A 23,213-nucleotide genomic window follows, 5' to 3' on the forward strand; every position below is an offset into this window, starting at 1 on the left:
CAACAAGTTAGAACTTTGAATGATTAATAAACAAGGTAACAGCGACAATGTGAACGCTTACGTAGGCTTACATTACGCAAAACAACAAAGATACACACGTAACTCTTTGTTAATTAATGATTTAAACATAATTTCGAATTAAACCATTAGTTTGTACTTACACCTACTCCCTGTAATGGTTTTGGCATTTAGATTACCCTCAAACCGTCACTTAATCAGATTCATTCATTGGTAAATATGAGCAGACAAAACGGCTTCACTCTCTTAGAGCTTATCGTCGCTGTACTGATCTTAGCGGTGGTTTCTGCCACGGCCATGGTCAAATTTTTAGATATTCAGGGCAGTGCGCGCGCGAGCAAAATACACGATGTCGCTGGCAACCTTCGCACGGGTATCGACATGATCTATGCGAAGTCTGCGATTGCTGGTGTGGAAGGAGAATGTGACTACGTTGAAAAGACCGAGATTGAAACCTACTACGTCTGTCATGGTTACCCAATCGCTTATGTCGATTCCTTGAGACGCCTGCTTAACATTGACCAAGCAGAACTCTACGTAAACAACAAAGAAGTAGAGGAAGGCAGCAATGCAGAAAGAGTCGCTGCTATCTCTTTTGATACGGAGAGTTACACCTATTCACCTGTTGGTGATTTTTGCCAGGTACTCTATCAACCGGAAAAAGAACCGCAAATCGTCGTTCTTGACGGCGCATGTTAAACGACATCTAGTGTTTATCTCCTAACCATAAAACCTTACCTTGATCTCCATATTTAGGTGAGTTTTATTCGCTTAATGTCAGGTCTTTTTCAGCTCATTCTTGACTGTGCCGCGACTCATATTTGAGCCTCATTATTGCGTAGACTTTTTCCATCCTGACAAAATGAGAAAGAGAATCATGAAAAAGAAAACCTTCGTTTTACCAGCCATCGTTATTGCAACGGTATGTATCCCATTGTCTGCATTGGCAAAAGACCGCGATAACTCTATTGAAGCTGGTGTCACTTTCATCGGCAATCAAGAACTGGCGACCTTCGGCTACAGTAAAGAATTGTCGAACAATATCGTTGTCGGTGGTGGTTTCTCATTGGGTACAGAAGCGGTAGATCTAAGTGAACCAAACTCACAAGATGCATGGGGCCTATACTCCAACATCGGTTATAAGTTTGAAATCGCCGAGTTCGATATCATCCCTAAAATTGGTATCAACTATCTAAATGCAGATGTGGAGTTTGACGATGCTGCACTTAACGGCCTCAATATCGACAACGTCTATGGCTCAATTGGTACAACAGTGAACTGGCGCATGATAGGCCTAACGGTGGATTACGGTAAGATCAATGATTCAGCAATGGTGCCAGATGGTTCAGGAGGCACAACACCATTTGAAGAAGACGTAGTGCGCGTTACCGCAAGCTTCAACTTCTAGCCTCTTTGGCTTTTATTCTTTAGCCTTTAATCTTCCGTTCCTTGTCAAAAGAGCGGTAGAAAGAAAGGCTGCCAAAGGAACGTTTAAAACGAAAGGCGTCACAAGAAAGCCTTCAAAAAAAAGCTGCCGAGAGCTCCTATTAGCCCGTCTAATTAGGGGCTTTTTCAGCGCTGTAAATAAAACAAAACCGACTTACTTAGACTATGTTTGATAGTGCGTATTAATTAATCAAAAGCCACTTTTGCTTTCTGGTTATAACTCACTCAAAAAGAATGTTTATTGAAGAAAATCGTTAATATAGTAAGGTTTCTCCAATGACACAGGCATTATAAAAAACCTCACTCATATCAAATTGAAATATCTTTCAACAAAATAGAGCACAAACACTAACCAAAAACAGCTTAATCATGGAATCAACATCACAGTTCAATCGACCTAACGCTTTGAGTTTCACCCTTCTTAGTTAAAATTAAAAAGAAAGATTTTAATAACATTACATTAATTGATAAAGCCTATTCATAAAACCCCGGCAAAACCACTACTGATATTAGTATCAATTGATAATTGTCATTAAATAAAGAAATATAACGCCTCAATTAAATGATATTAATATTACCTATTTCATTGTAATTAAATTTTATCCTGAAAAAACCTGATAAATCAGCCCCATCAATAGCCACCACAAATACCACGCGCAACTACATTAGCAATCACTAAAATTATGGTTAAAACTGCTGATATAGAGGCTTACAAATGGATAAATACCAAAACAAATGGATAAATCCCCCTTGTCTCTTGTAAAACATCGGCTTTCATTTATAAATTCAAGTTTTGGGTGAACATCTCTATAACCTTTCATTACAGCCCAGATTCTGCGATTAGTATCAACATCTTAAGAGGAAATGGTGACATTTTAGTTATGTTATTTAGAACGGACTCTTGGGTTGAATGACAATCCCAGCCATCACATATCAATCACACAAATATAATAACTATCGCTTAGGAGTTGAGCTATGCACTGTTCTTTCAATATAAATAACAATAATGAGAGCTTGCAACTAATCTATAATGAAGAAAAAATATATATCAAAAGAGACAGTAATAAGATATCAGAGGAAACTCTTAATAGTAAAGAGAGTTTTGTCTTCAAATATTTAATTGAGAATGCTTCAATTTCTAACCCTCAATCCGCTAGAGATGTTGAAGAGTCTTTTAAATCGCATTTTGATGAAGAGTTCAGTTTGTACGCATTAAAGAATATTATCGCGTCTATAAGAAAGAAATATCGCAACCTGTGTGAAGAAGCCGAGGTTGATAATAATAGTGAACTCATTTCTAACCTTTATAAGGTTGGCTATTTTATTGATCTCGATAAGAGCTCAGAAAACCGCATAGCGCCCAAAGACAACATCAACCAGTTCAAACCCAGTCAGGTAGAGATGCTCAAGCTGATGTTCAACACCTATCACAAGGAGTTGATCAGGGCTTTGATAACCGTGTTCACCGCGACGTCATTCTTCTTGTTCGTTGTCTACTTTTTCCAAATCCTTTATACAACGAAAATTGCAGATGAATACAGTGGGAACACCAAACATATTGCAGAAGAAGTGATGGATTACGGCTGTGATAGCCCTGGGGCCGTACATTCACTAAGGCATTCCCTCAACCTCGACTCGGTCGTCATGACCACCCCTCATGGCTCGTGCTATATATCCAAAAGCCGCTCACAGTATGTGGAACTCGATAAGATTGATGACTTCTACGACAGTGGCGATTTCACTTATTCGCGTTTCAGAGACCTTGAAAATGATATCGATCTGACGGTTCGTATTTCCAAAGGTTCTATTGAGGCGCGTTACAGAAACTCACTGTTGCCTCTGCTGGTTGATTCGGTTTCTATACAAAAGAATGGCTACTACATTCTCAACCTCGGCGATCACAGTCAGCCGATTTATACTTCTGAGCTACCGAGCAGTGCCTCAATCACTTTCTACAGTGACGATATCGTTGCACTGTGGGTTGCACTCTCACTGCTGCTCGCTACCCTACTCTATCGCTCGTATATTTTAGGTTTCTTTATTTACCTGTATCGCTGGAAACACATCTCGTTTGAAGAAGAGCCAATCATCAACACCGAAGACAGCACCGTTTTGTACTACGAGTTGTTATCTAGGGTGCGTAATGTCGGCGTTTTGAGCTTCATCAACACCATGAGACGCACCAACTTACTGACGTTTCATACGATTTTACTTGTCGAAACGGTCAGAAACGCCAAGTTAAACAACAGCCATGAGATCTACGGTGTCAACGTCTGCCCAAGTGCTTTAGTTGGGAATAACTTTTCAAAACTCAAAGTGCATTTGGACGCGATGGAAGCGAATGAATTTGTGGTTGAGATAACTGAATACTCAAACATTGGTTATGGATGTGAGGTTATAGACAACATCAAGGCAATCAAAAAGCTGGGGATCACCATCGCATTGGATGACTTTGGTACAGGTAATAATAACATCGAGATCATCGGTATTATCTCCCCAACCTACCTAAAGTTGGACCGTTGTTTTGTTAAAGACATCGAATCAGGAGAGCATCATCAAGGCGTGTTGCTTAACATCTCAGAGATCGGACGCTTATCTAACATCACGATGATTTATGAAGGCGTCGAAACACGCAGGCAACAATACATATTGTGTCAGTTGGGCTACAACCTGCATCAAGGTTACCTATACAGCCGACCTCAAAGCACGACAAGCTAATCACTTTGAGGGCTTAATCGTACTAAAGTACCTGTGACGCTAAGGCATCAATTGGATTAAGTGTTGCTACACGTAAGGCTTTCAGAGTTCGCAGGAAAATAGGCATCAACTAACCCTTGAGCAGAGAGTGGCTTATCGAAGTAGTAACCTTGTAATAAATCACAATGGTATTGCTGCAACTTCGCCATCTGCTCTGGGGTTTCTACCCCTTCCGCGACGACTTTCATTTGGCAAGACGCACCAATATCAATGATCGCTTTAACCAAGGTTTCGCTGTGTTGACTGGAGTTGAGCTTGCCAATGAAAGATCGGTCAATCTTGATCTCGGTGATCGGTAACGTATTGAGGTAATTCAGTGATGAAAAGCCCGTTCCAAAATCATCGAGCGAGATACCAAAACCGTACTCACGAAGCCTTCTCAGTATCGGCTCAACAATGTGCAGGTCTTTTATGAGGATGTTTTCTGTAAGTTCCAGAGTGACTCGACAAGGGTCGATGCCCACATCTTCAACGAGACCAATCACCTTGTCATCGAAGCCAAGTTCAAAGACTTGTTTCGGTGACACGTTCACAGAAACACATACCGCTTCTGGCCCGTTTGGCATTAAGCTCAAAGTATCTGCACACGCTTTTCTTAACACAAACTCACCAATCTCGTGAATCTTGCCTACTCGTTCTGCTGCTGGAATGAAATCCAGCGGAGACACAAAACCAAGGACACTATTGTGCCAACGACAAAGCGCCTCTACCCCTTTTAGCTGCTCGGTATGAGAATCTACCTGAGGTTGATAGAGCACACTGAACTCGCCCTTGTCTAAGGCTGTTTCTAACTGTTCTTCAATCGAAAAGTCATACTTCACTTTCTGATTGATCACATCGTCATAGAAAACCGCATCGCCTTTGTTCAGCTCCTTCGCCTTATACAACACAATATCGGCTTTGGTTAGCAACTCTTCCACCTCTGTTCCATCATAAGGATACATAGATACGCCCGCAGAACATTGCGCAGAAACAGAAGAACCATGCAGATCAAACGAAGGCTCGAACACATCTTGGATTTGTTTAACTTTGTTTTCCGCTTCCACAAGGTCGTGAATGCCCGGCAGACAGAAAACAAACTCATCGCCGCCGAAACGTGACACGATATCGTTAGGCCCTAAGATACGCTCAAAGCGCTGACCAATCTGTTTCAGCAATTCATCTCCGCTCGCGTGACCATATTGGTCATTGATGCGTTTGAAGTTATCTAAATCAACAAACACTAATGCCACCAGCTTGCCTTCGAGTTTTGAATGCGCGATAGCTCGGCTGACTTGCAGTTCGAGTTCTGAGCGGTTTGGAAGAGCGGTTAAGGAGTCGTGTCTTGCCATATGTTGAAGACGGCGGCGGCTATTTTGGATTCGATTGAAGTCATCGGAAATTCGCTGTTCCATTTGAGCAAAGCGTATCGAGATCCTTCGGCCAACCAGAGCGCTGATAAAAATGCACGCTAGGGAAACGAGTACGCTCATGACGAGAACGAGCCCGAACTCGTTGCGAGACTCAGCCAGTAACTCATCCTTTCGCTTCTCTATCGAAGCATTGACGTTATTCAGGTAAATACCCGTCCCAACAATCCAATCCCACTCGCCGACATTCTGTACGTAGCTGCTTTTTGTGCCTATCACGCCCTGTTTATCTTCCGCCGTGTAGTCGACAAACCCGCCTGTCTCAGCTTGAGCCAGAACATCTTGTTTGAAGTCATCTCCAATTAGGTCATACACATTAAGCTCTCGCCCCGCATGAATCTGGTTCGCATGAAGCAAGCTGTTGCCGTTCTTCTCAAAAACAAATAGGTACCCATTATCGCCAATCGTTACTGTCGACAGGATCTCAAGGATTCGTTGGTAACTCGTGCGCTTAACATCTTCAATCGAAACACCTGTACCGAAATACCAATCAAACGGCTCAAATCGGCGGATATAACTGAGTTTTTCAAAATGGTCGCTGCCGAGATGAGGCTTTTCGAAATCCTGCCCATCAAACCCAGGACGAGGGGCAAAATAACGAGAGTAAGCCCCATCGGTCGCTTTCAGAAGGTCGATTTGCTCTTTGATGACAGGCACGCCACGGATGTCGGTCTCTTCTAACTGATTTGTGTTTTCAAGTTCAGGATACAGTGGATGGACTAACAGATTACCTTGCATGTCATAAGCATAGATATACCCCTTTTCCTTGGCATAGCTCAGCTTTCTAATCTCATTAAGAATGAGTAACTTGAGTTCTTCTTGTGGCAGGTGTTGATTAGATGAATAGATATTTCGAGCGGCGGTATAGGCTCTGTCTAAGCGACGGGTGATTCTCTTTTTTGTCTCAGATTCAATAAGGCGCTGGGTGTGCGTGATTTGCTGAGACACCTGCAACACCTGGGTCTCAATCGATTCCTTTTGCGCTGCAATGTAATCCGTTCTGATGAGATTAACCAACGCCTTAACCTTGTGGTCTACGCTCGTGAACATCGCTACATTCAATATGATCGCAGAAAAGATGATGATGGTTATTGGCAAATACTTGGTAAACCAAACCAGTTTTTTGTCATTAATGTGCAACATACGAATTCAACACCACAGTACGGAGCTCTATATAATGACATTGTTTTTACTGAACATCCAACTATAAAAATATTCTATCTATTTCTATAAAACCCTTGCCAATTCGAATAAAAAGGTTAGTGTTATACACATGTATATCACCATGCAGTTTTGATTATGACCGAATGGAAAGACGACCAACCGATCTTTAGGCAGCTTGCTACCAAGATCAGTGACCAAATTCTTCAAGGTGTTTGGTTAGAGCAACAAGCATTGCCTTCGGTACGTGCCGTTGCTGCCGATCTCAAAATCAACCACCTTACTGTCATGAAAAGCTACCAGTTACTGGTGGATGAAGGCTTAGTGGAGAAAAAACGCGGCCAAGGCATGTATGTGGCTGAAGGCGCGCTTCAAAAGTTGAAAGAGTCGGCCCACCAAACTTTCATTAACACACAGATCCCAGCCATCGCTGAGACGCTAGGCATCATTGATATGAGTGTCGAAGAACTCGTGAAACAGCTAGCACAACACATCAAGGACAAGTCATGAGTACTTTACTTTCCGTGAAAAACGTAACCAAAACCTATTCAAATCAAGTGGGTGTCGAGAACATCAGCTTTGAGTTAAAGCCGGGGCAAGTGCTTGGATTACTTGGCCACAATGGTGCGGGTAAATCGACACTGATCAAATCACTGCTTGGTGGACACAACTATCAAGGTGAGATTGAGGTCAATGGATACCACCCTATCCACCAGCACGCGGAGCTCATGCAGCACCTATCTTACATTTCAGATGTGAACGTGTTGCCAGAATGGATGACAGTGAAACAACTGCTTCGCTACGCAGAAGGTGTACACCCAAGCTTCAATAAACAAAAAGCCGAACAGACACTAAGCAGCACCAACATTAAGATCTCTTCAACGATCAAGCAGCTCTCTAAAGGGATGAAGGTTCAACTTCATCTTGCGATCATCATCGCGACGGATACTCAAGTCTTGATCTTAGATGAACCAACGTTGGGTCTAGATCTACTCTACCGCGATACTTTCTATCGCCATCTTCTAGAGTGGTTCCACGACGGTGAACGCGCGATGATCATCGCCAGTCATGAAGTTTCAGAGATCGAACACCTATTAACGGATGTGTTGATTCTGAAACAAGGTCATTGTGTGATGCAAAAGAGCATGGAAGAGATCGAGAACGACTACTTCATTATCGATGTGGCAAACAACCACTCTAGTGAGATCCAAAAACTCAATCCACTGACCTCACAACCGGGGCTGGGAACAACTAAGTGGTTATTGGAAAGTCAGTACAAAGAACAGCTTGAATCATTGGGTAACATCTACAACGTTGGTCTCGCGGACCTATTCCTTGCAACACAGACGGAGAAGGCATAATGCACCCAAGTTTTTACATGCTAGAAAAAGAACTTATCGAGCATAAAATTAACACTCGACTGCCTCTGTTTATCGGATTATGTGGTTTCTTGCTTTTCGTTAGCTTGTTCTTTAGCGGCCAAGCACAACACGACTTTTTCTTCCAAATGGAGGTTAACGGCGACGTAAGCAGCATGCACAGAGACTTCTCACGAGATCTCAATTCAGTGATCTACTTTGGCGCGGGCCTAATTTCACTGTTGCTTTCGACACTTTACATCCCTAAAACACTGCGTAAAGAACGCCAAGAAGGCAGTTCAATGTTTTGGAGAAGTATGCCTGTATCGAATGCCATGACTCACGCCGTGAAGCTAGGTTTCGGATTAGTGGTGATCCCTGCTATTTGTGCGCTATTGGTTCTATTTGCTGATGTTCTGTTCTGGATTCTAAACCTATCGAGTGAACAACCATTGGCACTGTTAGTTGAGCAACAGTCGTTATTCTACGTACTCAGCAATTGGGTGGTGTTCTTTGGTCGAATGCTGCTGGTAGCGTTAGTTCTATTGCCATTGGCAACGATGACTCTGGCGATTTCGCAACTGGCTAACTCTCCGCTGCTTGTCATCTTTGTCTCTAGCTTTGCCATTAAATGGTTGGCTATCGCACTATTCGGTTTCTATGGCATCAATGACTTCTTTTCTGTCATCGCTTCACTGCCAATGAAAGTACTGACGACAAGTAACCCATTCAGTGCACTTTCAGAAGTTTCGATTCTGTCTTTAACTATTTACATCCTACTCGGCATTGGTGGTTACCTGCTAAGCCTAAAACTGAACAGAACCGACGATGTGAGCTTGAAGACGTTGTTCCAACGCTAGAGTCATCACGCTTGGGCCTCAAGGCTCATCACTGCATACATAGAATCTAAATCAAAGCTTCTGAGAAATCGGGAGCTTTTTTATGGTTCATCGCGGATTAGCGGGAACTAAAAACAAAAAAACGGTAGTAAGTGATATGGTTTAGTCGCCAAACAAAAATCATACACAAACTACCGTTTTCATGCCGAATCATACTTTCCTATCTTCATTCTGGGAAGGCTTTAAAATAGTAAAGTCTCACCAGACAGCATCACTTGTTACACTAACTCTTAAACCTAATTCTGAGGCTAAGACTCACCAAGTCATTTGGATAGGGTTAGGTCGTAGCCGCAAGGACATACGACCGTTTTTCGAGCAGTTAGGCAAGCATGGTAACAATATCGAAGCGGTCGCAATGGACATGAATACGGCTTTTGACCTTGAAGTTCAAGCGCACTGCCCGAATGCAAAAATCGTTTACGACTTATTCCATGTTGTTGCTAAGTTCGGTCGTGAGGTGATGGATAGAGTCAGAGTCGACCAAGCTAACAAACTCAAGCAGGATAAAAAGCGAGGCAATGGGTGAAGCGCTCACGCTGGGTACTGCTGAAAAACAGAGGTAATTTAAATGCACGACAAGATAGCTATCTTACTGAAATATTGAATATCAATAAGGACTTGATGGCCACTTATATACTCGGCTCACAACTCAAAGAGCTTTGGTACTGTAAATCAGAAGCACATGCTAAGGGGCTCTGGGAGGTATGGTGGGCACAAGTGCAAGAGAGTGGAATTAAGCCATTGAAAGAGTTTGCACGAAAACTGAGGCCTTATCTTCACGGTATTATTGCATCGGCAACTTATCCGCTCAACACCTGCACATTGGAAGGGATAAACAACAAAATAAAGTTAATCAAGCGAATGGGGTATGGATATCGAGATACAGACTACTTCTTCTTGAAGATAAAAGCGGCTTTCCCCGGAAAGCCGCGATGAACCTTTTTTATTGGGTGGCGCTTTCTTTGAAGGGTAATACGTTTCAATGATTTGAATAGCAAAAAAGATTTAGTCGCAGGTGCGAGTTGATTTTGGTGCGTAAGAATTAAGTGAAGTAGGTATAACAAGAGAGGGTATTAATGAGCTGACATTGAATTGCATTGTTGTTAATGCCTGCCAGCTCTTTGGGGATGATTTCTTTAGTCGCCGACCAGATGAAGGTCCTTGAGAGTGCTATTGAAATCGGTTTGTTGCGTTTTACATACCCAATTGAGGGTTTTGTTTGAAAGCCTTTTCGTTTTCAGCTTTGTAACTTTATAGGTTTAGATATAAAGCTTATTTCTTTGAAGCTTCTTTTGACGTGTCTTTCCAGTATTGGATACGAACGCGATGAAGCTGTGCTCTTCTCATTTTTTTCATAAGGGATATTTCCTTTTCTTTAACTGCTCTTCTTGAGCTATTTTTTATTGCCAACCATTCGAATCTAACGGTGTTTGACGGCCAGATCAATGATACAAATCACAAAACATATAGGGTTTTAAGTACCATTTACATCAAAGTATGACCTAGATATCAACTATGACTCAATTTAATCCGATGAGCCGTTGTTCGAAATTAAGATTAGTTGTCTCAGATGACAAATTCATTTCAGTACCAATACAGTTCAATGATACCTGTTTAATAGACCGGACCAACGCAGATTAAGTTCCCAATAACTTACCTTTCCTACCTATTAACTTATCACCTTCAGCAATTAAAGTTACGGCGTAACCTTAATTCCAGCTGTATTGAGCATTTTTTATTCACATTAGCCTATACGACACAAACTCAAAATGGGATTATGTTTGTAACGGACGGCGCTTTTAATGGAAAAAGCGAGTAATGGGCAAAATTAAATGGACGTAATAATGAGTAAAGTCATTCTACAAGGGCATATTCTCGTACCTGACAACGACCTAGAAGCGGTCACACAAGCGTTGGTTGTTCATAAAGAACTTACACTGTCAGAACCCGGCTGTATCGTGTTTCGAGTCAGTCAAAGCACACTTCAACCGAATCGCTTTGAAGTTTACGAGGAATTCACGAGCCGTGATGCGTTCGAAGCCCACCAGCAACGCGTCAAAGTTTCTGAATGGGGTAAGATCTCAAAGAACGTAACTCGTCATTATCAAGTCACCGACGTGACCACACCACAATGACAGACCCGTTAGCCCCACGTGTCATCACATTGATCAAACAAGATCTCTTGCGAATGCAGGTATTAGAGTGTGTATCTCAACTGGAGTTACCACAATGCTATGTCGCCGCTGGTTTTGTGAGGAATCGAGTCTGGGATCACCTACATGGTTTTGACTCCCCTACACCACTCAATGACATTGATGTGATCTACTTTGATCGCAATGACACCTCTTACGAATCCGCTATTCGATACGAAGCCCAGCTTCAAGAGAGGTTACCTGAGCTCAACTGGCAAGTTCGTAATCAAGCCAACATGCACATCAGAAACAAAGACAAGCCTTACCAAAGCTCATTAGATGCGATGAGTTACTGGCCTGAAAAAGAGACCGCCATCGCCGTAAAACAAAACCGCGATGGAAACATCGAGTGTATCTCGGCTTTTGGTTTAGAAAGCTTATTTGATTTGAAGATCACGCCGAACCCCAATCGCCGCAGAGACGTGTTTGACCAACGAGTTCAATCTAAAAACTGGCTAACTCACTGGCCTAAGTTAACGGTTGGAAACAGTTAGCGAATGACCAAAATTAGTTATTGACCAAAGCCAGTCATTGGCACCAGTTAACTGGCCGTCGAATTCACAGCTAAAACCATTGACTCAAAGTCCAATCAGATCGAACATGCTCCACCTGTTAGCTTAGTAACTCATCAAACGCGCACGGCCGCTAACTGCTGCACACCTCGTCATACAGGGTAACGACCATGAACCAACAATACATGTTGCAAGCTCTTGAAGCTTCGCGCCAAGCCCTACCTGATTGCCAACCAAACCCGCCTGTGGGATGTGTTTTGGTGAAAGACGATAAGGTGGTGTCGGTTGGGTACACACAAAAAGTCGGTGGGAATCATGCCGAGGTCGAAGCACTGAATAGATATGACGACGGAACGGATGGAACAATGGAAGGCGTTACCGCTTACGTAACTTTAGAGCCCTGCTCTTTTGTTGGCAGAACACCCGCTTGCGCCAATACCTTGGTCAAAGCAGGTGTAAAACACGTCGTCGTTGCCATGCTAGACCCAGATCCGCGCAATAATGGTCGTGGTGTAGCGATACTCGAATCGCACGGCGTGAAAGTGGATATAGGGCTATGCCAAGCACAAGTGAGCGCCTTTTTAACCCCTTATCTTGGTAAGTCTTAACTCTAAAACAGCCAATGCTAGCTTAGTTTCACTCGGTAAAGCGGGTTGACTGGCTTATCGACAAAATACGACCAAATATGATCGTAGACGGCATGTTGGTTAGGGAACGGCGCGAGCGCTTTCGCTTCATCTAAACTACACCAGCGGTACTCTGTGTGTTCGTCATTCAGTTCAATCGCTTGGTTGGGCGGACATACAACCGCAAACACTGGGATTAGCTCAATGACGTTCACGTGCGCCTCGTAAAACTGCTCCAGAAACTGCGCATTGTATAAGTCTTTGACTTTAATCTGTGTCTCTTCTTCAAACTCACGAACAATAGCCTGCCAGCCTGTTTCACCAGCTTCAATCGAGCCTGCGACATGGCACCAAAACTCGCCTTTCACACGCTTCATTAATAGCATTTTCGTTTGTCCGTCGATCTCAGAAATTGCGACACCGGATACAATCGAAGTATTGAGTGGAATCATAACGTTACCTTAGGTTGAAAAAGAGGGCGGCAAGGCTACCACCCTTCGTTTATGAAGTTGTCTTCTATGATTAAAAACGAGACGTCACTCATCAATTTATGACTATCAAGTGCAACTGCTGAGGCTTATATGTCTAAGAACAGCCTTTGTATCCAGTCATTGAGCGATTCTTATTTGAGGCGCATTTCGATAAAGAGTAGAATCGCCGCCTTGTACTGTGTTTAAGCTCTCAAAGCATACACCATAGATCCACAGCCATTTATCACCATGAAGTAAGACGACAATATGCACTCATCAAAACCAACGCACGACTCAGAAAACAGCCACACACCTGAGCATTGCTTCACTCGTTTCCAACAGCCAATCGAGTCATATTCGTTGCCAGAGCGTTTCACCTTCCCGTTCTATTATGAACCGCACCCACTGTGTGAAATCGCCTCGCACCAGCTTCAACAATACCTAGAAACACAAACCGATTGGCAACATGACTTCGGACTCGAATCTGACGCCGGTCGCGGCAAGATGTTTGGTGTGTTGTTAGTAAGAAGCCCAGAAGGTGAGCTGGGGTACTTCTCTGCTTTCTCTGGAAAAATCGCCGACCAAAACCTACTGCCACATTTTGTGCCGCCCGTATTCGACATGTTAAGCAGCGACAGCTTTTTCCATCAAGACACGGCTGACATGATGGCTGTGAATGCGAAATTTAAAGCGCTGCAAGTCAACACTGAATACCTCGAATTGTGTGAGCAGTTAGCACAGCAGAAAGCACAGGCAGAACAAGAGATAGAAGCGCAACGCTTGTTGATTATTGAAGGTCGAAAAACGCGTAAAGAACAACGTGAACAAGGTAAAGAAAACCTTGATGAGCAAGCTTTCGAACAGCTAAATAATGATCTAAACAAAGCCAGTGTTGCCGACAAGAATCAGCAGAAATATCTTAAGCTCAACTGGGAACAAACTCTGAATGAGCTTCAGGGCAAAGTTGACGTATTTACGACTCAATTAGGTGAACTCAAAGAACAAAGAGCACATATTTCTCATCAGCTTCAACATAAACTGTTTTCACAATACGCTTTCCAAAATGCGGAAGGCAATGTCGAAGACCTTAACCAGATATTTGAAAACACGCCAAACAAGATTCCACCAGCAGGTTCTGGCGAATGCGCTGCGCCAAAACTTCTGCAATATGCGTATCTGAATGGCTATGAGCCACTGGCACTGGCTGAATTTTGGTGGGGCCGTTCACCGAAGTCTGAAATTCGCAAACACAAGAAATACTACGCCTCTTGCCAAAGCAAATGTGTACCGATTTTAGGCCATATGATGAAAGGTCTAGAAGTCGATCCCAACCCATTGCTAGAAAACCCAGCAGAAGGCAAAGACCTCGATATCTTGTTCCAAGACGATCACATCGTTGTGGTACACAAACCAGCCGGTTTCCTATCTGTACCGGGCAAAACCATCAAAGATTCGGCCTACACTCGCGTTCAAGAAATGCATCCTGATGTTGAAGGCCCATTTGTGATTCACCGTTTGGACATGGCGACCTCTGGCATTCTGATATTCGCGCTTACACGACGTGCGAACAAAAGCTTGCAGAAGCAGTTCATTACTCGTGAAGTCGAAAAGCGATACGTAGCAATGATTGAAGGCGTTCTAACGGAAGATGAAGGTTATGTTCGCTTGCCATTACGTGGCGATTTGTACGATCGTCCTCGTCAGATTGTCTGCTTCGAACACGGCAAGCCAGCTGAAACCAAGTGGGAAGTGATTGAGCGAAACCAAGAAACAACCACGGTTTATCTGCACCCAAAAACTGGCCGTACGCACCAATTACGCGTTCACTGTTCACACGAAGAAGGGCTTAACATGCCTATCGTTGGTGACGGCTTGTATGGCAACAAAGCAGACCGTCTTCACCTGTACGCTGAAAGGCTTGCGCTGCATCACCCTGTCACCAAAGAGTGGATGGAGTTCCAGTTTGACGCAGAGTTCTAAGGGCTCTCGTTAATACCAAACTTTCATTAGGGGAGCCTACGCCGTTTTTGGTTCCCCTCTTCATTCCCCCATTATTCTATCTCTCTTGTTTCCCCTACCTCTTTCGGATATATCTCCACGCTTATTGCACTACATCAAGGTTCACTTTCTTGTGAAGAGTAGGATGCCCCTCTTCTTCTTTCCTTGAGGCCTTTGATATGTCATCAGCTGCTTTGAATTTACAATCCAATACACAAGCTCCTTCAATGATCGCACCTCAAGCACTAAGCTTGAAAGCACTTCCCAACAAGAAGCCAGACTTAAACTCGGCGATGTTGAATCTCATCGAAGAAGTAAAAAACGAACTCCCTCTTTACGAGTCAGAGACGTTTATCTGTGGCCCAAAAGGTAACTGCTCTGGTTGCTCTAAGAAATTGCTAGAGATGGTCGACAGTGAGTTAATGTACTGGGAACACAGTATTTCAATCGGTCAAGGGCCAAACTTCGAAGAACTGCGTCGTTTTGGTAAACTATGTAGCAGCGTGAGACGCGGTTTAGAGCGCAATGGCTTGGTAGAAAAGCGCCCAAGAAAAAGATAACAAACTGATTCACAACGACTACAATCTATCGCTCAACATTACAATCTAATCGATTCACTAACTGGTTGAACTCATTGGCTATAAGAGTGATAATATTTTGTAATACAATTGAGCAGTCAGACAATATCCCAGAAGCTTTCGCCACCTTCTTTAGCGAATCTATCCTTCATGTCTGACGTGCCTACGCCTTCTGAAACACAACATCACATCCATTAGAAACCTTTTCTTGGATAACGGGGAGAGACCTTGAAGAAACCACAACCAGTACTGGGTAAGACCGGTATGCTATTTTTCCTCGTCATCATCAGTGCGTTTCCTCCATTGACCATCGACCTGTATTTGCCAGCACTTCCGCAAATGGTTGAGGTGTTCAATACCGATCAATCGATGGTCAACCTAACCCTAAGCAGCTACTTCGTTACCTATGCTGTAGGCCTGTTATTCTGGGGACCACTCAGTGAAAAATTTGGCCGCAAACCTATCCTATTGATTGGCTTAGCAAGCTATATGGTCGCGAGCGTGATATGCGCAATGACCAACAGCATCGAGCAATTGATTGGCGCTCGCGTCTTCCAAGCGTTTGCAGGCAGTGCCATTACGGTTATTGCCACCGCCATTGTGAAAGATCTTTATGAAGGTCGAGAACGCGAAAAGATCATGGCGACCATCATGTCACTAGTGATCATCGCGCCAATGGTCGCGCCCGTATTTGGTGCCTTCCTACTGAAAATCGCGTCTTGGAGAATGATGTTCGTCACTCTCGCGATTTTTGGTGCGTTTGCCTCAGTATTAGCGTTCTGCTATCGAGAAACGCTCGAAACCAAGTACCAAGGTTCCATGTTCCGTTCATGGGGAAGAATGGGCGTGGTCATGAAAAACCGCTCGTTCGTCAAGCTACTGGTTATTTTCTCTATCACGCCGATGGCACTGATGGGCTTTCTGGCTGCCGGATCTTATATCTGCATCAATGACTTCGGGCTAACAGAACAACAGTTCAGCTACGCGTTCGCATTCAACGCATTGTGCGCCTCATTCGGACCAACCATTTACATGAAGTTGTCCTATCGAATGCCAGTTCAAAAGGTCATTACAGGGTGTTTTGCTCTACTGGCGATCGCCGGAATCTTCACTCTGACTGTTGGTGGCTTATCACCTTGGTTCTTTGCTTTCATCGCAGCCCCTGCCACTTTAATGGCCATCATAATGCGAGTACCCGGCACCAACTTAATGCTGAACCAACAAGATCACGACACAGGCTCTGCAGTTGCACTGATTCAGTTCTTTAGCATGATCTGTGGCTCGCTAGGCATGGTCTTAGTTTCAATCCGCCCAGACTCGCTGATTGAAAACCTTGGCTTTATCCAATTATCCGTCGGCACCTTAGGTGGCTTAATGTGGCTAATGGTTAGAAACAAAGAGTATGTGACGACGAAACTGAATTAAGGTTGTTCAAGTAACCTCAATACCAAACACGAAACCGCCCACTTGGGCGGTTTTCTTTTAGGTTTAGCCTCAAACACGTTCACTCACTATCAACAATCTGCTTTCGATAGTTCGTTCTGTTCTGGCTCATTTTCGTGGGCAGACAAATTCGGAATCAACAAGGCAGCGGACACAGCAGTGAACATCCCGACCGCTAGTACCAAGAACATCACTGTAAACCCTGCTGTTGCTGAGTAGACAGAAGAAATAAGCCAATAGGCAATTGGCGCGGTGCTGAAGCTCAAGGTGTATTTCAGTGCATAGATTCGAGATCGCCACGCTGGGGCTGAATAATGCCCAATCAACCAGTCGTTAACGGGGATTTGCGCATAGGTGCTAAGCATCAGCCCCATAAACACCGGAATAAGCCACCAACCCTGTACTATCGTTGCTAGAAGCAAAAACACCAACTGGCAGCCCGTAATCAACACCAACAGCTTTTTAACCGCCATCCGCTCAATCAGTTCTCCAATCGACAGCTGAATGAAAGCAGCACATACAAAAATGAACGTCGTCAGAGCTCCTGAGAAGCCAATTGATGAAGTTAGTTCTGTATTCAACACCTTAGGCAGAGATGTTGTTGTGGTTTGAAAAACAAGACCACCGACAAAAGCTATCAATCCAATACAGACGATTAGACGAGCAATCTTATTTGCAGCTAATCCCTGCGCTTTGTCATTCTTTTTCACCTTGCGCTGGCAGGATTTTACGTCATACACAAAGCAGTACACGACGCCCACCAAAATACAGGCAACGCCGGGGAGAATGAATGACAGCCTCCAAGAAAATGTCTGTGATAAATACGCAGTCACTACTGCCGCTAGCGCTAACCCCAGATTGCCATACAAGCCATTAACGGCAATCGCTCTACCCGTTTTTTCGGAAGAACCAAAAACAAGTGCAGTGCCAACGGGATGGTAGATAGGTAAGTGTTCACCAAACCCTATTGACACAAAAAGTGTGACATTACGCACTTGATCCCACTTTTAGTATTGAGTGATCCTTCTAGGAAGCCATCATAGTTTCATGACTAGAAAAAAAGCACCTAAATACCAAGAAGCACCACCTGAAGTCTCGGATTTGAATGAGGCTAAGGTGCTTATTGATGAGCTGTGGGAACAGCTCCGACATTATGAAGATAAGCTAACCACTAGCTCCAAAAACTCTTCAAAATCTCCTTCATCAGACAATCCTAAAGATCGCCATGACCGGAAAAAGTTGAAAGCTCTGGTGGTCGCAATTCGAGAGGAGCTAAACAAGGCCACACAGGGCATCAACGAAAGCTCTCACCGTTAAAGAAAACGGATGTCATTATTGACTGTTTCCCTGAAACTTGTCCTTGCTGCGCTCAATCTGACATTGAGGTACAAGGTGGGCCATACTATCGCCATCAGGTCTTCGATATTCCAAAACCCACTGTCGATATCACCGAATACCGTTTGTTTTCAGGTCAATGTCGGCACTGCAAAGAAACCGTAAAGGCTCAAAAGCCTGACGATGCATCTCAAGGGATTATAGGGCCGAACTTATTAAGTTACATTGGGGTTCTTGCGGGGCAATATCACCTCAGTGTTCGGAAAATCCAATCACTGCTCAAAGAAACCAGCTTGGCACAACCTTTTCGGTCGGCGCGATTAGTGAAGCGCAAACGAAAGTCGCTTCAATGTTAACGCCATTGCATCAAGCGATAAAAAGGCGTTAAAGAAAGCGCCTTTGATTCATGCTGACGAAACCTCTCATCACCGAAATGATGAAACGAGCCTGCGTTGGTGTTGGTTAGTGGCAAGTGATGACCTTGTCTATGAACAAATACTCTATTCGCGCTCGACCTCCTCAGCGAAAAAGGTCATTGATGAAGACTATGCAGGCATTGTGGTGAGCGACCAGTGTCCAAGCTATAACTGGATAGCCGCAGACCGTCATCAGTTATGTTGGGCACATGTGAAGCGCAACCTTCAGCAAATGGCGGATTATAGTGGCGGTGGCCACACTGCTTATATTGGTAAACATCTTTGTTTGTTAACGAACGCCATTTTCCATACTCGGCATCGTTATGAGCAAGGTGAATTGGATTATTCACTGTACTTGCGGCGAATGCACAGGCTACAAAAATCGTTCGATCATTGGTTGAGCAAAGGGACAGATGTCATGGTCAAGCGGTATCGGGGCCGATGCAAGTTACTGCTCAAACATAGAGAGAGCTTGTGGGTTTTTCTCAAGAAAACATCAATCCCCTTAACCAATAATGAAGCTGAACGATGTATTAGAGGTTTTGTCATTCAAAGGAAAATCAGCTTCGGAACGACCTCAGATGCAGGCGATAAATTCCGTAGCCGTATTCATACACTTATCGAAACCTGCAAAAAGCGCGGTCTATCAGCAATGTCAGTTCTGAGTGAAATCATCACTTCTGTTGTTGAGAAGAAACCGTACCCGAACGTTTTTAATCTGTAGTATCGTTCCTCTCAGTCATGAGAAGTCAAGTTGCCTTGGTGAACGGTTACGTAGATAGAGGCAAACAAACCGATAACACACAGGCCAACGCTAATTTGAAAAACATCTTGGGTAAACCCAGTAGCAATAGCTGCTGTACCTGTCCCAAAAAAGAATGCCTTCATTAATCCTGTGCGACTCCAATAGTCGGCAAGCCAGCCTACGGGTAAAGACATCACGCCATAAACGATCATTGCTGCACTGCCTACACTCAAAAGCTCGGCATAGCCCATCCCCCATTCTAAATGCAACGTCAGCACGGCACTTGGGAAAATAAGCAAAACATAATGATTGAGGCCGTGGCCAAGATTGAGAGATAACGAATTGAGTAAACGCTTCATGATAGAACCTTATTAATCGATGACATCAGAAGTTTAACTGTCTATGATTTGTCTCATAGACCACGATAAGACAATCTTTTACTCAAATGAGCCAAACACCCAAAGCCATCGGTTCAACGTCAAATGCGATTACCTTGGACATTGATCAGAGACCTGCTGTCGTGGTGCCCAAATCATATTCGAATGGGTTTGTTATCGATTGGCACTTCCACCGTTATCATCAATTAGTATGCGCACGCAGTGGTGTCATGGCGGTAGAGACAGAAAATGACTTGTGGCTGATTCCACCACAACGCGCGGTTTGGGTTCCCACTTATCTAAAACACAAGGTTTACATGTATGGCGATGCAGAGATGAAAAACCTCTACCTGCATCAAGACATCGATCTCGACTTACCCAGTGAAAGTTGTGTGCTCAACATATCAGCCATGCTGAGGGAGATCATCAATCACCTTTCTGGGTATGCCGAACAGGAAGATCAAGATCTCTTCAGTCAGCCTTATCGAAACTTGATACAAGTGGTATTGGATCAACTGAAAGTCGCACCGCAAGCGTCAGTAAATATTCCGATTCCTTCCGATAAACGCTTAGTGCCAATCTGCGAAGCGATCCTAGAAGATCCCTCAAATAACCAATCATTAAAGGAGTGGGCTGAGCGAGCCAACGTCAGCAGTCGAACACTGAGTCGTATGTTTAGAAGTGATTTAGGGGTGTCATTTATCGATTATCGACAGCAAGCTAGATTGTTTAGCGCATTGAAATTATTGGCAAATAATCAACCCGTTACGACCGTTGCTTTGAGCTGTGGTTTTTCCAGTTTAAGTGCGTTCAATCAGCTCTTTAAACTCAACTTCGGGGTCACTCCGGGTAAGTTTTTCAATGACCCTTTGTAGACTGCTTAGTAATAACAGACACTAAAAAGGCGCCGATTAAGGCGCCTTCTGATAGAAACGAGGTCTCGTTATGCAGTTGCAGTTTGACGCGCTGGGTGTTTGATAAACACAGCAACAACAGCCACGATAGCAAGCGCAAAACAGTAGTACGAGTTAGAAACAATCTCTAGCGGTGATAGGTTGAATACCGAACCTAATAGCAACACCTGCGCACCGTAAGGCAACACACCTTGAATCACACAAGAGAAGATATCCAACAAGCTTGCTGAGCGACGCGGAGACACGTTGTTCTCTTCCGCCAGTTGGCGAGCCACGCTACCAGATACAATAATCGCTACTGTGTTGTTTGCAGTACACATGTTAACCATAGACACCAAGCCAGCGATACCTAGCTCGCTCGCACGACCATTCGCTTGCTTAGAGTGTGAAGAACCAAACGCACGAATCACACCGCTTACAAGGTTAGTCAGGAACGCAAGTCCGCCTTGGCGACGCATCAGCTCACTCAAACCACCAATCAGCATCGATAGTAGGAAGATTTCCTGCATATTACCGAAGCCTGCATAGATATCTTGAGCGTAATCCGTCAAACCATAGTTCTCAACAGAACCCAGGCTCACACCACCTGCCAGCAGAATACCAATTGTTAGCACAACGAACACATTCATGCCCGATACTGCAAGAATCAAAATAGTGATGTACGGCAGAACTTTAAGCCACTCGATTGGACCCGTTTCAGGCACTTGAGTTGCTGTGCTATTGAAAGCAAAGATAACAATCGCAATCAATGCAGCAGGAAGTGCAATTCGGATGTTCTCTTTAAACTTATCTCTCATCTCACAGCCTTGCGAACGTGTCGCGGCAATCGTGGTATCAGAGATGATAGAAAGGTTGTCACCAAACATCGCACCACTTAACACAACACCAGCTGTTAGTGGGATGCTCATGCCTGCTGAGTCTGCAATGCCTAATGCAACAGGGGCTACCGCGGCGATGGTACCCATAGAAGTACCCATTGCTGTCGCGATGAAAGCAGAAATTAGGAAGATACCTGGTAGGATCATGCTTGTCGGAATCGCAGATAGACCAAGATTTACCGTCGCGTCAACGCCGCCAGACGCTTTAGCCACAGCCGCAAAAGCACCCGCCAATAGGTAGATCATACACATTGCGATAATGTCTTTATGACCGACTCCACCTAAGAACTGTTCGATAGCACGGTTCAATTTATCTTTGTTGAGCAACAACGCCAACATCACAGCAGGCAAAGCCGCAATCGGCGCAGGAAGCTGATAGAAAGCAAAATCGACGCCTTGCAGTGACAAGTACGTACCTACGCCAATAAACAGCGCAAGGAACACGATCAAAGGGATAAGCGCCACTGCCGAAGGGGCAATTACCGCATTAGAATTTTTCGAATTGGACATGGAACGACAACACAATAGAACAGGAAGGTGAGCAGACTAATGTCACACTTAGGGCTTGTCAACGTCTAGACGTCTAAACGCCCAATTTAATGCAAAGTAATAGGCACACTATTGAACATCACATAATAGAAAAGGCTATTTACTCACCAGTAAATAGCCTTTTGAGAACAGATTGCTTCTCGAGAACCGATGTCTTTTCGAGAACAGATAGCGTTTACACAAAAGCTAGCCTTTGCTTGCTTAGTGCTGTTGCTAATTTAGCTTTTTCTTACTTAGTTTTTTTGTTGGAACGTCACTTGGTATTCACCAATGCCTTCGTAGTGGAAGGTCGTTGGCTTATCGAAGCCCATCTCCACGATACCGCAGTATGAACCCGTGATGATTGCTTCACCCGCTTGGAAATCAACGCCACGACGAGTCATGTAGTTAATCAGCCAGTAGATAGGGCTTGGTGGTAATGTATTTGGGTGCTTACCTGCGAACGCTTGAACTTGTTCGCCTTGAGTCACTTCGATATTGATCTCAGCAGAAGTAAACGCTTTTTCACGATCAATCTCTGGGCCAATGAACAAACCTTGGTTAACTAGGCCATCAGCAAGCTTTTCGTAGAACTCTGCACCGCTGTCATCAGCAAAACGAGACTGCATCAACTCAAGTGCCATGTGGCAAGAGCCGATAGCATCGTTGATTTGCTCTTCGCTGTAGCCTTCTTGGTTTGCAGGCAGGCTCTTAGCAAGTGTAAATGCAATTTCAGGCTCAACACGCACTACGTTGTTGTCAGCAAACAGTTCGCAAACTTCACCTTGTTGAACGCTACCTGAAAAGATAGGCGCAACAACAAACTTGTCTTCAGCCAGAGGAAGTAAACACTTCCAACCACCGACTTTGTCGCTCTTGAGATCGATCATTGATGATTGGATCTTTAGCGCATCTTCCAAGTTGTTCGGACGGTATTGTTCGTTCAATCTTGGTGCTTTGGTTCCCGCAACGCGGCGACTTAGCAGTTCTTCAGCCGCTTGCTTAAATATATTTGTCATATAATACCACCCTTAGTTTTATGACCCGTATAATATCGGATTTATTAAAGCTTGAATAGACAATTCAACAACGATGCAGCACCGAAAATTCAGACATCAATTTTCGCATATTCTAGACGCAAACAACTGAAATT

Annotated in this window: 19 protein-coding genes and 2 pseudogenes; 15 read left to right on the forward strand and 6 right to left on the reverse strand. The window is 44.0% G+C overall.

The genetic code is table 11. The annotated features are described in order from the left end of the window. The first annotated feature begins 237 nt into the window (after positions 1 to 237). The 3 genes from ITG10_RS25065 (at position 238) to ITG10_RS25075 (ending at position 4,182) form a co-directional block, all read left to right on the forward strand. Positions 238 to 717, forward strand: a complete 480-nt coding sequence (locus tag ITG10_RS25065) for a type II secretion system protein (RefSeq protein ID WP_017632631.1) — start codon at positions 238 to 240, stop codon at positions 715 to 717. 178 nt (positions 718 to 895) lie between these two features. Further along, positions 896 to 1,426: a hypothetical protein gene (locus ITG10_RS25070; RefSeq protein WP_017632630.1), complete on the forward strand. Its 531-nt coding sequence runs from the start codon at positions 896 to 898 to the stop codon at positions 1,424 to 1,426. A gap of 1,013 nt (positions 1,427 to 2,439) precedes the next feature. Then, entirely contained in the window at positions 2,440 to 4,182 is a 1,743-nt protein-coding gene (locus tag ITG10_RS25075) for an EAL domain-containing protein (protein ID WP_017632629.1), read from the forward strand. Between the two features lie 56 nt (positions 4,183 to 4,238). Here the strand turns inward: ITG10_RS25075 and ITG10_RS25080 are convergent, their stop codons facing one another. Further along, positions 4,239 to 6,773: an EAL domain-containing protein gene (locus ITG10_RS25080; protein ID WP_248386999.1), complete on the reverse strand. Its 2,535-nt coding sequence runs from the start codon at positions 6,771 to 6,773 to the stop codon at positions 4,239 to 4,241. 156 nt (positions 6,774 to 6,929) lie between these two features. On the opposite strand from ITG10_RS25080, the gene ITG10_RS25085 reads away from it, so the two are divergent. The 7 genes and pseudogenes from ITG10_RS25085 to ITG10_RS25115 all read left to right on the forward strand — a co-directional run bounded on the left by ITG10_RS25085 (position 6,930) and on the right by ITG10_RS25115 (position 12,360). After that, entirely contained in the window at positions 6,930 to 7,301 is a 372-nt protein-coding gene (locus ITG10_RS25085; protein WP_176680003.1) for a GntR family transcriptional regulator, read from the forward strand. Then, a complete protein-coding gene (locus tag ITG10_RS25090) occupies positions 7,298 to 8,152 on the forward strand; it encodes an ABC transporter ATP-binding protein (protein ID WP_017630526.1) in 855 nt (284 codons plus the stop codon). Before ITG10_RS25085 ends, ITG10_RS25090 begins: the two co-directional genes overlap by 4 nt. Next, the gene (locus tag ITG10_RS25095; protein WP_017630527.1) at positions 8,152 to 9,009 is read left to right on the forward strand and encodes a hypothetical protein; all 858 of its coding nucleotides are present in this window, start codon (positions 8,152 to 8,154) and stop codon (positions 9,007 to 9,009) included. Before ITG10_RS25090 ends, ITG10_RS25095 begins: the two co-directional genes overlap by 1 nt. Before the next feature lie 283 nt (positions 9,010 to 9,292). After that, positions 9,293 to 9,984: pseudogene (locus ITG10_RS25100) on the forward strand (ISL3 family transposase); the annotation flags it as partial. A gap of 908 nt (positions 9,985 to 10,892) precedes the next feature. After that, the gene (locus ITG10_RS25105) at positions 10,893 to 11,183 is read left to right on the forward strand and encodes an antibiotic biosynthesis monooxygenase (protein WP_017630046.1); all 291 of its coding nucleotides are present in this window, start codon (positions 10,893 to 10,895) and stop codon (positions 11,181 to 11,183) included. Further along, entirely contained in the window at positions 11,180 to 11,734 is a 555-nt protein-coding gene (locus ITG10_RS25110; RefSeq protein ID WP_017630045.1) for a nucleotidyltransferase family protein, read from the forward strand. Before ITG10_RS25105 ends, ITG10_RS25110 begins: the two co-directional genes overlap by 4 nt. A 188-nt stretch (positions 11,735 to 11,922) precedes the next feature. Beyond that, the gene (locus tag ITG10_RS25115; protein ID WP_017630044.1) at positions 11,923 to 12,360 is read left to right on the forward strand and encodes a bifunctional diaminohydroxyphosphoribosylaminopyrimidine deaminase/5-amino-6-(5-phosphoribosylamino)uracil reductase RibD; all 438 of its coding nucleotides are present in this window, start codon (positions 11,923 to 11,925) and stop codon (positions 12,358 to 12,360) included. 17 nt (positions 12,361 to 12,377) lie between these two features. Here ITG10_RS25115 and ITG10_RS25120 read toward each other — a convergent pair whose 3' ends face one another. Continuing rightward, positions 12,378 to 12,830 (reverse strand): NUDIX domain-containing protein, encoded by a 453-nt coding sequence (locus ITG10_RS25120; RefSeq protein ID WP_017630043.1) that lies wholly within the window; start codon positions 12,828 to 12,830, stop codon positions 12,378 to 12,380. Between the two features lie 285 nt (positions 12,831 to 13,115). Between ITG10_RS25120 and ITG10_RS25125 the strand changes: the two genes are divergently transcribed. From ITG10_RS25125 to ITG10_RS25135, 3 genes are all read left to right on the forward strand, one after another. Next, positions 13,116 to 14,828: an RluA family pseudouridine synthase gene (locus tag ITG10_RS25125; RefSeq protein WP_248387000.1), complete on the forward strand. Its 1,713-nt coding sequence runs from the start codon at positions 13,116 to 13,118 to the stop codon at positions 14,826 to 14,828. Positions 14,829 to 15,025: 197 nt separating this feature from the next. Beyond that, entirely contained in the window at positions 15,026 to 15,406 is a 381-nt protein-coding gene (locus tag ITG10_RS25130) for a hypothetical protein (RefSeq protein ID WP_017630042.1), read from the forward strand. Positions 15,407 to 15,688: 282 nt separating this feature from the next. After that, on the forward strand, positions 15,689 to 16,849 hold the full coding sequence (locus tag ITG10_RS25135) for a multidrug effflux MFS transporter (RefSeq protein ID WP_026084159.1): 1,161 nt from the start codon (positions 15,689 to 15,691) through the stop codon (positions 16,847 to 16,849). An 89-nt stretch (positions 16,850 to 16,938) separates the two neighbouring features. Here the strand turns inward: ITG10_RS25135 and ITG10_RS25140 are convergent, their stop codons facing one another. After that, a complete protein-coding gene (locus ITG10_RS25140) occupies positions 16,939 to 17,862 on the reverse strand; it encodes an MFS transporter (protein ID WP_248387001.1) in 924 nt (307 codons plus the stop codon). A gap of 52 nt (positions 17,863 to 17,914) precedes the next feature. Between ITG10_RS25140 and ITG10_RS25145 the strand changes: the two are divergent. Beyond that, positions 17,915 to 19,342: pseudogene (locus ITG10_RS25145) on the forward strand (IS66 family transposase). An 11-nt stretch (positions 19,343 to 19,353) separates the two neighbouring features. Here the strand turns inward: ITG10_RS25145 and ITG10_RS25150 are convergent. Further along, positions 19,354 to 19,722, reverse strand: coding sequence for an MFS transporter (locus tag ITG10_RS25150; RefSeq protein ID WP_248387002.1), 369 nt, complete (start codon positions 19,720 to 19,722; stop codon positions 19,354 to 19,356). Between the two features lie 86 nt (positions 19,723 to 19,808). On the opposite strand from ITG10_RS25150, the gene ITG10_RS25155 reads away from it, so the two are divergent. Further along, complete coding sequence (locus tag ITG10_RS25155; protein WP_017631365.1) at positions 19,809 to 20,615, forward strand: helix-turn-helix transcriptional regulator; 807 nt, start codon at positions 19,809 to 19,811, stop codon at positions 20,613 to 20,615. Positions 20,616 to 20,683: 68 nt separating this feature from the next. Here ITG10_RS25155 and ITG10_RS25160 read toward each other — a convergent pair whose 3' ends face one another. Continuing rightward, complete coding sequence (locus tag ITG10_RS25160) at positions 20,684 to 22,042, reverse strand: Na+/H+ antiporter NhaC family protein (protein WP_017631364.1); 1,359 nt, start codon at positions 22,040 to 22,042, stop codon at positions 20,684 to 20,686. A gap of 272 nt (positions 22,043 to 22,314) precedes the next feature. Continuing rightward, positions 22,315 to 23,079: a hypothetical protein gene (locus tag ITG10_RS25165; protein WP_017631363.1), complete on the reverse strand. Its 765-nt coding sequence runs from the start codon at positions 23,077 to 23,079 to the stop codon at positions 22,315 to 22,317. Positions 23,080 to 23,213 lie beyond the last annotated feature (134 nt).

It is taken from the genome of Vibrio sp. ED004 (assembly GCF_023206395.1).
In the GTDB taxonomy this organism is placed as follows: domain Bacteria; phylum Pseudomonadota; class Gammaproteobacteria; order Enterobacterales; family Vibrionaceae; genus Vibrio.